The organism is Mycolicibacterium houstonense (assembly GCF_900078665.2).
GTDB classification, from domain to species: domain Bacteria; phylum Actinomycetota; class Actinomycetes; order Mycobacteriales; family Mycobacteriaceae; genus Mycobacterium; species Mycobacterium houstonense.
This window is the reverse complement of the sequence record NZ_LT546207.1, coordinates 2544856-2557578: the sequence shown is the minus strand read 5'-3', so window position 1 is coordinate 2557578 and position 12723 is coordinate 2544856. Positions and strand designations below refer to the sequence as shown.

Below are 12723 nucleotides of genomic sequence, written 5' to 3'. Positions count from 1 at the left end.
GTGCGGGCCTGCCGCCACAGCTGGGCGGTCACGGCGGCGACGGCTCCGAACACCATCGCCACACCGGTGATGCCCAGACACATGCCTGCGGTGTCGATCACCCCGAATCCGGTGGAGGCCATGGCCAGTGTCATGGCGAGCGCCAGGACCGCGTTGAGCCCGCCGACCAGAATCAGGGCCGCCGCGGTGCGGGCGTAGCGGCCCACCACCGACGACAACACCAGTTCGGCACTGCCGTTCTCCTCCTCGGCGCGGGTGTGACGAATCACCGTGAGTATCGCCAGGATCGAGGTCGCGATGGTCAGCGTGAGGGTCAGCTCGTTGGCCATCATCACGCCGAGATCGGTTTCGTTGCCGCCGAACATCGGGCCGCCGAGCATCATCCCGGCCGGCGTCTTGAGCAGGTTCACCCGCGACAGCCGCTGCTCCTCTCCGGGATAGGCCAGCCGAATCGCATTGGGCGCGTAGATCATCATCAGGGTCAACACGGCAAGCCATACGCTCAACCGCACCCGGTCGCGGCGCAACGCCAACCTCAGCAGCGTCGCGGTGCCGGTGAACGGTGACGTGCCGGCGCGAGCCGGGCCGCTGTGCCGGACCGGGACCGTGGCCGTGGTCACCGGCCCACCCCTTGATACTCGCGCAGGAACATGTCCTCCAGGGAGGCCGGCGCGACGGTGAGATCCTCGATGCCCAGATCGGTGAGGTGCTCGAGAGCGAACTCCAGATCGGCGCGGTCCACCGAGAAGTTCACCACGCCGTCGCCGGCGGTGAAATCGTGGACATACGGGGTGTTTCGCAGGGCCCGGCCGTCGGCGCGGGTGCGGGCGATGACCTTGGTGCGCATCAGATGCCGCAACTCGGCCAGGGTGCCGGAACGTACCGTGCGGCCGGACCGGATGATCGTCACGCTGTCGCAGAGTTTCTCGACCTCGGCCAGGATATGGCTGGACAGCAGCACCGCGGCGCCGCGGCCGGCCACCTCGGCCACGCATTGTTGAAAAGCCTTTTCCATCAACGGGTCCAGGCCGGAGGTCGGCTCGTCGAGGATGTAGAGCTCGGAGTGGCAGCTGAACGCGGCGACGATGGCGACCTTCTGCCGGTTGCCCTTGGAGTAGGTGCGGGCCTTCTTGTGCGGATCGAGCTCGAACAGGTCAATGAGGTCGTCGCGTCTCCGGGTGTCCACGCCGTTGCCGCGTAGCCGGCACAGGAAGTCGATGGCCTGCATGCCGGTCAGATTCGGCCACAGTGTGACATCGCCGGGCACGTAGGCGATCCGGCGGTGCAGGGCCACGGCGTCGTGCCACGGATCGCCGCCCAGTAGCCGGACGCTGCCGCCGTCGGCGCGCAACAAGCCGAGCAGCACCCGGATCGCGGTGGACTTGCCCGCGCCGTTGGGGCCGAGGAATCCGGTGACCCCGCCGGGGGATACCGTCAGGTTGAGCCCGTCGAGCGCCTTGGTTCGACCGAAAGACTTTGACAGTCCTCGGATTTCGACGGAAGCTGATCGATTGGCCATGGGGTCCTCACTGGTCAGGCGTAGGTGGCGCCGAGCAGCCAGACTGCCAGGGCGCCGACGATGATGAGTGCGATCCGGGTGGTCTTGATTCGGGTCTCGTATTTGGTGTTCTTCGAAACTTCGGGCCAGGCAATGACGATCACGCCCTTGATCAGGGCCAGCCAGCCGAAGATCGTGATGAGCACATGCCAGTTGAGCTCCCAGACGTTGTGCAGCAGAACCGATGCCAATCCGAGGAACAGTGACATGAAGCCGTAGGTGAGTCCGAAGGCCCGGTTCTCCACGATGAGGTGCTTGACGTCGTGCAGTGCCTGCGGGCGAGCGAAGAACATGGCGACGACGATGAGCGTGAGCCAGCCCCAGAACAGTGCGAAGAAGGTCTGCGCGGTCATGCCGGTTCCTTTCTGTCGGTGCCCGCGGCCGGCGAGCTGAACGGGATCCCTTGTTCGCGTTGGTGCAGGAAGGCGTCGTACATGGTCGAGTCGGTCATCAGACCCTGGGAGTAGATCTCCAGGGCCGGCAGCATCATGTCCTCGCCGTATTCGCGCAACACGCGGCGCAGGTCGGTCGGATCGTCATGCATCTGCAGGTAGAGCAGGAACGACCCGCCACCGGAGATCGCCATGAATTTGGCTCGGGCATCGGGGTCGCGGCTGGGTTTGAGCACGCCTGAACGGACGCCTTCTTCGAGGTACTCCCTGGCGTTGTCGACCATGGTGCGCCAGAACGTCTTCGCCAGATCGCTGCCGGACTGCATGCTGCGGACCAGGTAGGCCATCAACGGCGCATAGGACTCGATCTCGGCCATCTGCGCCATCCAGGTCGCGGGGTCGGTGCTCTGCATCGACTCGGTCTTGGCCTCGCGCACCACTTCGGCGACGTAGGCGTCGCACGCCTTGCGCAGTCCCTCCTTGGAGCCGAAGTGGTGGATCACCAGCGCGGCGCTGACGCCCGCGGCCTCGGCGATGGTCCGCAGTCCGACGGTGAATCCGTGCTGCCCGTATTGCTCGATGGCGGCGTCGCGGATCCTCGCCATCGCAGTTCGATCGTCGGCTGAACGCATGTTTAGTACGCTAAACGCGCGTTCAGCGCACAGTCAAGGGGTGGCCCGTCAGGAATCCGTAAAAAATCGGCCTCACCCCGAATCGGGGTGAGGCCGGAGAAAGGCAGAGCGTCAGTCGCGTGCGGCGGCCAGCAGGCCGTCGCCGAGCGGGATCAGCACCGGGGTCAGGCGCTCATCCTCGGCGATCAGCCTTGCTGCCTCGCGGACCGCGCTGACCTCGGCATCGTTGGCCGCGGCGTCACCGGCCCGGCCGCCCAGCNCACGATCGCCATCACCCAGCCGTTCTCCAACCAGGCCCACCCAGGCGGCAACGACACCAGGGCGGTGAACCGGGACAGCAGGCCCAGGGCCAGCAACGGAATGTAGGCGTTCAGCCCCGCCGCGGTGGCCAGGCCGAAGCCGGTCAGCAGTTCCATTACTGCAGTATGCGGCGAATTGCTCTCAGGGCCAGGTGCATCGCCGTTATCCGTGCCGCCCACTTCACCAGACGAAGGGCAACAACCGGTAGCGGACCTTCCGGGTGTACGCGTCGTAGCCGACGAGTTCCTGGACGAGCATCAGTTCTTCGTCGCGGATGCGTATCACCAGCATCGCGATGCCGGGCAGGACGAACACCAGTGCCCACCACGAGCCGAGGGCGATCGGGATGCCGAGCATCATGATCACGTTGCCGAAGTACATCGGATGCCGGACCAGCCCGTACAGGCCGGTGGACACCACTGTCTGACCGGCCTCCACCTTGACGTTCGCGGCCGCATAGCTGTTCTGGATGACCACGAGCATCGCGATACCGAGTCCGGTCGCCACCAAGGCATCTCCGAGCACCGAGACCGCCGCGGGCACGGTGGACCAGCCCATCCGGTAGTCCAGCGCGCCGGCCACGATCATGACCGCGAGCAACAGGAAGGCCGTGGCGCTCGCGACTTTCTGCACCGGGCGGGTCTCGGCGGTCGGTCCGGCCTGCATGCGCCGCCGCAGCGCGGCCGGATCGTTGACCGCCAGATAGATGCTCGGCAGCATCGTGACGACGGCGAACACGGCGATGAACGTCCAGCCCTGCCAGTAGTCGAACGTGCCGGCCGGCCCGAACACCAGGATCGCGAAGACCACGAACCCGACGACGCCGGATGCGGCCGCTTGGAGACCGATCTTCATCGCGCCGGCCTCACCACAGGTACGGCAACAGGCGGTAGCGGACCTTCTGGGCATACTCGTCGTAGCCGTCGAGTTCGGCACGCAGCATCTTCTCCTCGTCGGCGATCCGCACACCGAAGATCGGTATCGAGGCGATGGACACCAACAAGCCCCAGTAGGAACCCAGGGCCAGGGGAGTGCCGAACATCATCAGCACCGCACCGAAGTACATCGGGTGGCGGACCAGACCGTAGAGACCCGTGGACACGAGCGGTTGGTCATCCTCCACGCGGATGCTGGCGCCGGCGAAGCTGTTCTGGAAGACCACCGCCTGCGCGAGGATCAGCCCGACCGCCACCACCACGTTGCCGAGGACGACCACGGCGACGGGCACGCTCGACCAGCCGAACCGGTGGTCGAGGGCGCTGATGACGAACGCCGCGAAGGCCGACACGGTGACCGCCCAGATGACGATCTTCTGTACCACCCTGGTTTCCGCGGTGGGGCCACCCCGCAGACGCCGTTCCAGGGCGGCGGGATCTCTGACCGCGAGGTAGATGCTCGGGACCAGGGTGGTGGCCATGAACACCGCGATGAAAACCCAAGCCTGCCAATAGTCCAACGTGCCCGCCGGCCAGAACAGCGCGACGGCGAAGAAGGCCAGGCCGAGTACACCGGATGCGATCGTCTGAAGTGCCAGCTTCATCTGTCTCCTCCTGTTCGGACTCACACCGCGTCGCGGTTGCGATAGATCCAGCCCGCGATCGCCGCCAGAACCGCTGCGGCGACGAGCATCACCATCAGGGCCAGTGCTGGGAAGTCACTTGGCACGGTGGTCTGGCCTACCGGTGACAGGTCGATCAGCCAGCGCGGCAGCCGCAGTAGCGCTCCCAGATAGAGCGCGGTGATCACGAACGTCACTGCGAGCCAGGCGATCCACGGTGCGCGCAGGGCCACGGCGAGCGCGGCGATCGCGGCCACCACGGCCAGTGCNCTGGAGACCGGCGAACTCGAATCGCCGGACGCGGGCCGCTTCGCCACGGTCGCCTCGGCGGTCGAGGACTCGGTGGTGACCATCGAGGCCAAGAGCAAGACCGAGGGCTCCCAGGGGTCCGGTGTCGTGGTCGACGGCAAGGGCTACGTCGTCACCAACAATCACGTGATCTCCGACGCCGCGGGCAAGCCCGCCGACTATCAGATCACCGTGGTGTTCAACGACGGCAAGGAAGTACCGGCCAACCTCGTCGGCCGTGATCCCAAGACCGACCTGGCGGTGCTCAAGGTCGACAACGTCGACAACCTCACGGTGGCCCGGCTCGGCGACTCCGAGAAGCTGCGGGTCGGTGAGGAAGTCATCGCCGCCGGCGCCCCGCTCGGCCTGCGCAGCACCGTCACCCACGGCATCATCAGCGCGCTGCACCGGCCGGTGCCGCTGTCGGGCGAGGGTTCCGACACCGACACCGTGATCGACGGTGTGCAGACCGACGCCTCGATCAACCACGGCAACTCGGGCGGTCCGCTGATCAACATGTCCGCCGAGGTGATCGGCATCAACACGGCCGGAAAGTCGTTGTCCGACAGCGCCAGTGGGCTGGGCTTCGCGATTCCGGTCAACGAGGTCAAGCAGGTCGTCGAGACGCTGATCAAGGACGGCAAGGTCGCGCATCCCACGCTGCTGCTGAGCGCCGTCACGGTGAGCAACAGCGTCGCCTCGGGTGCGCAGGTCCGCAACGTCAACGTCGGTGGTCCGGCGGAGAAGGCCGGCATCCTCGAGAACGACGTCGTGGTGAAGGTCGGGGACCGCAAGGTCGCCGACGCCGATGAAATGGTGGTCGCGGTGCGTCAGCTCAAGATCGGGCAGGAAGCCCCGATCGAGGTGCTCCGCGACGGTCGGCCCATGACCTTCATGGTGACGCCGATCGGCGACGATCAAAAAGCGCAGTAGTCGTGTTCGCCAACATCGGGTGGGGGGAGATGCTGGTCCTGGTGATCGCCGGTCTGGTGATCCTGGGGCCCGAACGCCTGCCCGGTGCGATCCGCTGGACGTCCGGGGCCTTGCGCCAGGCACGTGACTACGTCACCGGTGCCACCAGTCAGCTGCGCCAGGATCTCGGCCCGGAGTTCGACGATCTGCGCGAACCCCTGGCCGAGCTGCAGAAGCTGCGCGGCATGACGCCGCGCGCGGCGCTCACCAAACATCTGCTCGACGGTGACGACTCGTTTCTGACCGGTGCGTTCGACGACCGCAAGTCGACGCCGTCGACGGAGAAGCCCGCCGTCGATCCGACCCCCAAACCGGTGGACAAGCCGTCCGGGCCGACGTTCGACCCGGACGCCACCTAGCGGCGCGTGGTGTCCAGGCCCAGCGACATCCCGGCCAAACCACGCTTGCGGGCTGACAGGCCCTCGGCGATCTTGCGCAACTCGGCGCCGGCCGGCGAGTCGGGTGCCGACAACACCAGCGGAACACCGGAGTCGCCGGCCGCCACCAGATCCGGGTCCAGCGGCACCTGACCCAGCAGCGGCACCTCGGCGCCCACCGAGCGGGTCAGCGAGTCGGCCACCTGGCGGCCGCCNTAGGCCAGACCCACAGGGCGCCGTCGCGACACGCCAACAGGTGGCGGTTATCACCACCGAAAATTCGCTGGTTCGCGCAGGTAACCCGACGTATCGTCGGCATTCTCAGGGAAAGTTCAGATTGCTCATATCTCCGCCACACCGGGATCAGGAACGGTATCTCGCATGGAACACGGCGCCCGCTGGCGCACCGCCCAGCACATCGAGGACAACGACCGGAATAACGACGTCATCAGCCGTGTTGAGGTGAGCAAAATCTGTGATCAGGAGGATCCCACGAGCGCAAACGCTGTCGCTGCGAATCCCGCCGCCCAGGCGGCCCCGGTGTCCATGGCACACCTGGAGCAATTCACCTCGGGTGAATGGGTGGAACCGTCCGAAGAACTGACCGGCACCGCGGTGTTCGACGCCACCGGCGACCAGGCCACCATGCCGTCTTGGGACGAGCTGGTGCGTCAGCACGCCGACCGGGTGTACCGGCTGGCCTACCGCCTCTCGGGTAACCAGCACGACGCCGAGGACCTCACTCAGGAGACCTTCATCCGGGTGTTCCGCTCGGTGCAGAACTACCAGCCCGGAACCTTCGAGGGCTGGCTGCACCGCATCACCACCAACCTGTTCCTGGACATGGTGCGCCGGCGCGGCCGCATCCGCATGGAGGCGCTGCCCGAGGATTACGACCGCGTGCCCGCCGACGACCCGAACCCCGAGCAGATCTATCACGACTCCCGGTTGGGTGCCGATCTCCAGGCCGCCCTGGACGCACTGGCCCCCGAGTTCCGCGCCGCAGTGGTCCTGTGTGACATCGAGGGCCTGTCCTACGAGGAGATCGGCGCCACCCTCGGCGTGAAGCTGGGTACCGTCCGCAGCCGCATTCACCGCGGTCGCCAGGCGTTGCGCGAGTACCTGGCGAAGAATTCGCCCGAAACCGCCAAATCTGCCTGACCGGTGGTTGATGTTCAGCGCGCCCGGTCGCGCTACATTCGGGTCAGGGCTTTTGGTCGTGGCGAGAGGAGCTGGGTGATGGTCGACCCGGGACACGTGTTCCGTCGGGCATTTTCCTGGTTGCCTGCGCAGTTCGCGTCGCAGAGCGATGCACCGGTCGGTGCGCCTCGCCAGTTCCGTTCGACCGAGCACCTGTCGACCGAGGCCATCGCCGCATTCGTCGACGGCGAACTGCGGATGAGTGCCCATCTGCGTGCCGCGCACCATCTGTCGCTGTGCCCGGATTGCGCTGCCGAGGTCGACGCTCAGAGCCAGGCCCGCGCCGCATTGCGGGACTCATGTCCGATCGCCATCCCGAACTCCCTCTTGGGTCTGTTGTCGCAGATTCCGCACCACAGCCCGCAGCCCCCGGCTGACCTCGGTGAACAGCCTCAGTTTGCTGATGACCCGACGCGGAGTCGGCGTAAGCGCCGGTAGGCTGGACCAACGATCAGTGACCGGCGTCGGCCCACGGCTGGGGCAGGCGCTCCGATAGAGAGTGATGAACCGGTGACCAATCAGGACCAGTCCGACGAGAGCGGCCGCCTCGAGCCGCGCCCTGTCGAGCGGCCACCCGTCGACCAGCTGTCGCAGCGCACGTTCGGCCGCCCCGACGGCGTCGAGGGCTCGTTCCTCGGTGCGGAGAAGTACCGGGACCAAGGCGAGTACGCGCCCAAGGACCAAGCGCCCGACCCCGTGCTGGCCGAGGCCTTCGGCCGTCCCGGGGGCGCAGCCGACTCGCTGCAGCGCCACCCCACCGATGCCGGCGCGCTGGAGGCCGAGAAGCTCGTCGATGACGACGACTTCGACGATCCCTGGCGCGATCCGGGTGCCATCCCTGCGCTGGGCACGCCCGCGCAGGCGCCTGCCCCTCGGGTGATCCAGCCGGCGCCGGTCGGCAAGCTGGGCGCCCGCGAGGTGCTGTTCGGCGGCCGGGTGTCGTGGCTGTCGCTGCTGATCCTGTTCCTGGTCGCCGGTTTCGTGGCCTTCATCGGCGGTTGGGGNTTCGCCAACATCGGGTGGGGGGAGATGCTGGTCCTGGTGATCGCCGGTCTGGTGATCCTGGGGCCCGAACGCCTGCCCGGTGCGATCCGCTGGACGTCCGGGGCCTTGCGCCAGGCACGTGACTACGTCACCGGTGCCACCAGTCAGCTGCGCCAGGATCTCGGCCCGGAGTTCGACGATCTGCGCGAACCCCTGGCCGAGCTGCAGAAGCTGCGCGGCATGACGCCGCGCGCGGCGCTCACCAAACATCTGCTCGACGGTGACGACTCGTTTCTGACCGGTGCGTTCGACGACCGCAAGTCGACGCCGTCGACGGAGAAGCCCGCCGTCGATCCGACCCCCAAACCGGTGGACAAGCCGTCCGGGCCGACGTTCGACCCGGACGCCACCTAGCGGCGCGTGGTGTCCAGGCCCAGCGACATCCCGGCCAAACCACGCTTGCGGGCTGACAGGCCCTCGGCGATCTTGCGCAACTCGGCGCCGGCCGGCGAGTCGGGTGCCGACAACACCAGCGGAACACCGGAGTCGCCGGCCGCCACCAGATCCGGGTCCAGCGGCACCTGACCCAGCAGCGGCACCTCGGCGCCCACCGAGCGGGTCAGCGAGTCGGCCACCTGGCGGCCGCCGCCCTCGCCGAACAGCTGCATGACGGTGCCGTCGGGCATCAACAGGCCCGACATGTTCTCGACCACGCCGGCGATGCGCTGGCGGGTCTGCAGGGCGATCGCGCCGGCCCGCTCGGCGACTTCGGCCGCGGCCAGCTGAGGAGTGGTCACCACGAGGATCTCGGCCCCCGGGATCAGCTGGGCCACCGAGATCGCGATGTCGCCGGTGCCCGGCGGCAGGTCCAGGAGCAGTACGTCCAGATCGCCCCAGTACACGTCGGCGAGGAACTGCTGCAGCGCCCGGTGCAGCATCGGCCCGCGCCACACCACCGGGGTGTTGCCCTGGGTGAACATGGCGATCGAGATGACCTTCACGTCATGGGCGATCGGCGGCAGGATCATCGAGTCGACCTGGGTGGGCCGGTCGGTCACGCCCATCATCCGCGGCACCGAATGGCCGTAGATATCGGCGTCCAAGAGCCCGACGGTCAGCCCGCGGGCGGCCATCGCGGCGGCCAGGTTGACCGTCACGCTGGACTTGCCGACGCCACCCTTGCCGGAGGCCACGGCGTAGACCCGGGTCAGGGAATTGGGCTGGGCGAACGGGATCACCGGTTCGCGGGAATCGCCACGCAGCAGCTTGCGCAACTCGGCGCGCTGCTCGTCGTTCATCACGTCGAGGCTCACCTTGACCGCGCCGGTGCCGGGCACATCGGTGGCGGCCGCCTTCACCAGGTCGGCGATCTCGTTCTTCTTCGGGCAGGCCGCGGTGGTCAGGTAGATCTCGACGTGCACGGCGTGGTCGGCCTCGATCGAGATGTTCTTGACCATGCCGAGTTCGGTGATGGGCCGCCGAAGTTCGGGGTCGATCACCTTGGCGAGCGCGGCGCGAACCGCGGATTGCAGCTCAGTGGCAGATTCGGACATCACCGCCGAGTCTACGGCGACAGTGCACGCCTCTGGATTCAGGCCAGCGTCAGGCCGGACCGGGGGCGGGACCCGGAGCCGGGCCCAGANACCGAGACCCTCCGGGTTGTCCAGGTGCGAATCGCCGATCGGCGGAATGGATCCGGTGATCTCGGGCAGGTCGACGGGCACCACGCCGGTGGCGTAGGCCGCGGCCCAGCCGAGCACGTTGCGGGCGTAGGCCACCGAGTTGTTGTACCGCAGGATGGCCGTCATCACCTGGGACTGCTCGCGCAGGTTGAGCCCGCCGCTGCACAGGTAGCGGGCCGCGGCCAGCGCCGAGTCGAACACGTTCTGCACATCGGCCTTGCCGTCGCCGTCGCCGTCGGAGGCGTACCGGGCCCAGGTGCCGGGCAGGAACTGCATCGGGCCCATCGCCCGGGCGTAGGTGATCCGCCCGGCCTGGGCGCTCTGGACGATGATCTCGTTGCCGGGCAGTGTGCCGTCGAGCGCGGGGCCGTAGATCGGGCGCACCGCGGTGCCACGGGCATCGGTGGCGCCGCCGTTGGCGTGCCCGGACTCGATCCGTCCGATGCCGGCCAGCAGGTTCCAGCTGACCCCACAGCCGGGGTAGGCCGCGGCCATCATGCGTTCGGCGTTGCGGTACGCCTTGAGCGAGGTTCCTGGAATACCAAGGGCGCCAGGGGTATTGACGATGGACGCGGGCGGGGGAGCCGATATCGCGGCGATCGAGGCGATCCGGAAGTCGGTCGGTGGCTTGGCCGCGGCGACGACTGCGGGGCCCGAGCGGTCGACCCGCGGTTCGACGGCGGCCAGCGGCGTCACCGCGGTGTTGGACACGTCGGTGCGGGGAGCGGCCGAGCCGGCTCCGGCGACCAGCACGATCGGGGCCAGGACGGCGACGCCGAGTGCGGGCGAGCGCATGACCTGGCTCATCCGGCGCCGAGCGGATTCGAGAGCCGCTCCTCCCCCTACGCGCACTTACCCGTCCTTAGATCCGGTTTGACCATGTTGTGAACCAAGTCACCATACATAGTCCGGCTTTCTGTTGTTGCGGCAATGGCCGACTGCGTGATCAACCACTGCGTTTCGACCGGCGCTGGGCCCCGTCGGCTTTGCCTGACGTGGGCCGGTCGCCGTCGGGCGGCGCGTTCAGCTCGGTGATCAGATCCCGCAGTTCGTCCAGCTCGCGACGCAGGTAGTCACGGGTGACGACGTCGCCGATCGCGAGTCGCAGCGAAGCCAGCTCACGGGCCAGGTACTCGGTGTCGGCCTTGGTCTGCTCGGCCCGGCGCCGGTCCTCTTCGAGCGCCACCCGGTCCCGGTTCTCCTGACGGTTCTGGGCCAGCAGGATCAACGGGGCGGCATAGGCGGCCTGGGTGGAGAAGGCCAGGTTGAGCAGGATGAACGGGTACGGATCCCACTGCAGGCCGATCGCGAACAGGTTCAGCGCGATCCAGACGATCACCACGATCGTCTGAATGGCCAGGTAGCGCCCGGTGCCGAGGAACCGCGCGATCGATTCGCTGAACCGGCCGACGGCCTCCACGTCGACGTGCAGCCCGAAGCCACGGGTCGCGCGCGGGGTGTCCAGCCGCTGACGCGCAGACAGTTCGCTCATGAGCCCGCCACCGGCAGCTCCGGCTCGTCACGTTCTCGCCAGTCGTCGGGCAGCATGTGGTCGAGCACGTCGTCGACCGAGACCGCGCCCAACAGGTGGCTCTGTTCGTCGACCACCGGCCCGCACACCAGGTTGTACGCGGCGAAGTAGCGCGTCACCGCGGCCAGGGAATCGGCCGGGCTCAGACTGGGCAGGTCGACATCCACGATGCCGCTGACCAGGGCCGCCGGCGGCTCGCGCAGCAGCCGCTGCAGGTGCACGCAGCCGAGGTAGTGCCCGGTCGGGGTGGCGCTGGGCGGGCGGGTGACGAAGGCCATCGAGGCCAGCGCGGGGGTGAGGTCCGGGTCGCGGATCCGTGCCAGTGCCTCCGCCACGGTCGTGTCCGGCATGAGCACCACCGGCTCGCTGGTCATCAGGCCGCCCGCGGTGTCGGGCGAGTGGGCCAGCAGGCGCCGGACGTCTTCGGAGTCCTCGGGATCCATCTCCGACAGCAGCGCCTCGGCGTCGGCCGGGGTCATGGAGCCCAGCACGTCGGCGGCGTCGTCGGGGTCCATCGCTTCCAGCACGTCGGCGGCGCGTTCGGTCTTCAGCTGGCGCAGCGCCGCGGCCTGCTCATCTTCGGGCAGCTCCTGCAACACGTCGGCGAGACGTTCGTCGTCGAACGCCCGGTACAACTCGTAGCGCCGTTTGACCGGGAGCTCGCGCAACGCCTCGGCGACTTCGATCGGACGCTGGCCCTCGAACTGCTCGAGCAGTGAGGCCACCCCCTGATCCGGCATCGCCAGGCCCGACGGGGTAAGTCCGTGCACGTTCTGCCATTCGACGACGTGGATGTTGGTGCGCCGGCCCAGGCGCCGCTGTGGCCGCACCGCAACGCGGGTCACCATCCAGTCGCGGGTGCGGGTCTGTTCGATGCCCAGATCGACTACCACCACGTCGATTCCGGCCAGTTCGGGCAGATCGGGATCGTCGACGCGCACCCGGGTCTCCAGCACCTGCCCGAGCACCAGCACCTCACCGGGGCGTTGGGCGAACCGGCGCAGCGACACGCTGCCGGTGGCCAGCGTCACCGAACCGGGCTCGATCGCCGTCACCCGCAGGATCGGAACGAAAATTCTTCGCCGGGTGAGCAATTCGACCACCAGGCCCAGCACGCGGGGCTGCTGGCGGACGATGCTGATGCTGATCACCACGTCGCGGACACGGCCGATGGACTCCCCGTCGGGGCCCAGAACCACCATCCCCGCCAGCCGGGCCGCGTAGACCCTGTTCACCGCCGCCATGTGTC

12 protein-coding genes and 8 pseudogenes are annotated in these 12723 nt (G+C 67.9%); 6 read left to right on the top strand and 14 right to left on the bottom strand.

What is annotated here, in order from left to right; translation table 11 throughout:
- The 9 genes and pseudogenes from BN4332_RS12850 to BN4332_RS12810 all read right to left on the bottom strand — a co-directional run.
- Positions 1 to 620, bottom strand: a pseudogene (locus tag BN4332_RS12850) (ABC transporter); the annotation flags it as partial.
- Positions 617 to 1519 (bottom strand): ABC transporter ATP-binding protein, encoded by a 903-nt coding sequence (locus tag BN4332_RS12845; RefSeq protein WP_066898786.1) that lies wholly within the window; start codon positions 1517 to 1519, stop codon positions 617 to 619. The pseudogene BN4332_RS12850 and the gene BN4332_RS12845, both read right to left, overlap by 4 nt.
- 14 nt (positions 1520 to 1533) lie before the next feature.
- Entirely contained in the window at positions 1534 to 1911 is a 378-nt protein-coding gene (locus BN4332_RS12840) for a hypothetical protein (RefSeq protein WP_066898785.1), read from the bottom strand.
- Positions 1908 to 2582 (bottom strand): TetR/AcrR family transcriptional regulator, encoded by a 675-nt coding sequence (locus BN4332_RS12835; RefSeq protein WP_066898784.1) that lies wholly within the window; start codon positions 2580 to 2582, stop codon positions 1908 to 1910. Before BN4332_RS12835 ends, BN4332_RS12840 begins: the two co-directional genes overlap by 4 nt.
- Positions 2583 to 2693: 111 nt before the next feature.
- Positions 2694 to 2921, bottom strand: a pseudogene (locus tag BN4332_RS35475) (methyltransferase); the annotation flags it as partial.
- A pseudogene (locus BN4332_RS12825) lies at positions 2897 to 2998 on the bottom strand (DUF4126 family protein); the annotation flags it as partial. The pseudogenes BN4332_RS35475 and BN4332_RS12825, both read right to left, overlap by 25 nt.
- A 64-nt stretch (positions 2999 to 3062) precedes the next feature.
- Entirely contained in the window at positions 3063 to 3737 is a 675-nt protein-coding gene (locus BN4332_RS12820) for a methyltransferase family protein (RefSeq protein WP_066898782.1), read from the bottom strand.
- Between the two features lie 10 nt (positions 3738 to 3747).
- Positions 3748 to 4422, bottom strand: a complete 675-nt coding sequence (locus tag BN4332_RS12815) for a methyltransferase family protein (RefSeq protein ID WP_066898781.1) — start codon at positions 4420 to 4422, stop codon at positions 3748 to 3750.
- 20 nt (positions 4423 to 4442) lie between these two features.
- A pseudogene (locus BN4332_RS12810) lies at positions 4443 to 4709 on the bottom strand (efflux permease Rv1217c-related protein); the annotation flags it as partial.
- Between BN4332_RS12810 and BN4332_RS12805 the strand changes: the two are divergent.
- Positions 4705 to 5661 (top strand): annotated as a pseudogene (locus tag BN4332_RS12805) (S1C family serine protease); the annotation flags it as partial. The pseudogenes BN4332_RS12810 and BN4332_RS12805 overlap by 5 nt on opposite strands.
- 2 nt (positions 5662 to 5663) lie before the next feature.
- A complete protein-coding gene (gene tatB, locus BN4332_RS12800) occupies positions 5664 to 6059 on the top strand; it encodes a Sec-independent protein translocase protein TatB (RefSeq protein ID WP_066898780.1) in 396 nt (131 codons plus the stop codon).
- Here the strand turns inward: tatB (BN4332_RS12800) and BN4332_RS12795 are convergent.
- A pseudogene (locus tag BN4332_RS12795) lies at positions 6056 to 6292 on the bottom strand (sodium:proton antiporter); the annotation flags it as partial. The gene tatB (BN4332_RS12800) and the pseudogene BN4332_RS12795 overlap by 4 nt on opposite strands.
- 166 nt (positions 6293 to 6458) lie before the next feature.
- Between BN4332_RS12795 and sigE the strand changes: the two are divergent.
- The 4 genes and pseudogenes from sigE (at position 6459) to tatB (BN4332_RS12775) (ending at position 8675) form a co-directional block, all read left to right on the top strand.
- Positions 6459 to 7238 carry an RNA polymerase sigma factor SigE gene (gene sigE / locus BN4332_RS12790; RefSeq protein WP_066898778.1) on the top strand — a complete coding sequence of 260 codons (780 nt, stop codon included), beginning with the start codon at positions 6459 to 6461 and terminating at the stop codon, positions 7236 to 7238.
- Positions 7239 to 7316: 78 nt separating this feature from the next.
- Entirely contained in the window at positions 7317 to 7715 is a 399-nt protein-coding gene (gene rseA / locus BN4332_RS12785; RefSeq protein WP_066898777.1) for an anti-sigma E factor RseA, read from the top strand.
- 72 nt (positions 7716 to 7787) lie between these two features.
- Positions 7788 to 8279: pseudogene (locus tag BN4332_RS12780) on the top strand (serine protease); the annotation flags it as partial.
- 27 nt (positions 8280 to 8306) lie between these two features.
- Complete coding sequence (gene tatB, locus BN4332_RS12775; protein WP_066898790.1) at positions 8307 to 8675, top strand: Sec-independent protein translocase protein TatB; 369 nt, start codon at positions 8307 to 8309, stop codon at positions 8673 to 8675.
- Here the strand turns inward: tatB (BN4332_RS12775) and BN4332_RS34320 are convergent.
- The 4 genes and pseudogenes from BN4332_RS34320 to BN4332_RS12760 all read right to left on the bottom strand — a co-directional run bounded on the left by BN4332_RS34320 (position 8672) and on the right by BN4332_RS12760 (position 12718).
- The gene (locus BN4332_RS34320; RefSeq protein WP_066898789.1) at positions 8672 to 9814 is read right to left on the bottom strand and encodes an Mrp/NBP35 family ATP-binding protein; all 1143 of its coding nucleotides are present in this window, start codon (positions 9812 to 9814) and stop codon (positions 8672 to 8674) included. The genes tatB (BN4332_RS12775) and BN4332_RS34320 overlap by 4 nt on opposite strands.
- Before the next feature lie 288 nt (positions 9815 to 10102).
- A pseudogene (locus BN4332_RS35070) lies at positions 10103 to 10438 on the bottom strand (lytic transglycosylase domain-containing protein); the annotation flags it as partial.
- A 451-nt stretch (positions 10439 to 10889) separates the two neighbouring features.
- Positions 10890 to 11435: a DUF1003 domain-containing protein gene (locus tag BN4332_RS12765; RefSeq protein WP_066898773.1), complete on the bottom strand. Its 546-nt coding sequence runs from the start codon at positions 11433 to 11435 to the stop codon at positions 10890 to 10892.
- Complete coding sequence (locus BN4332_RS12760; protein WP_066898776.1) at positions 11432 to 12718, bottom strand: magnesium transporter MgtE N-terminal domain-containing protein; 1287 nt, start codon at positions 12716 to 12718, stop codon at positions 11432 to 11434. Before BN4332_RS12760 ends, BN4332_RS12765 begins: the two co-directional genes overlap by 4 nt.
- Between the last annotated feature and the right edge of the window lie 5 nt (positions 12719 to 12723).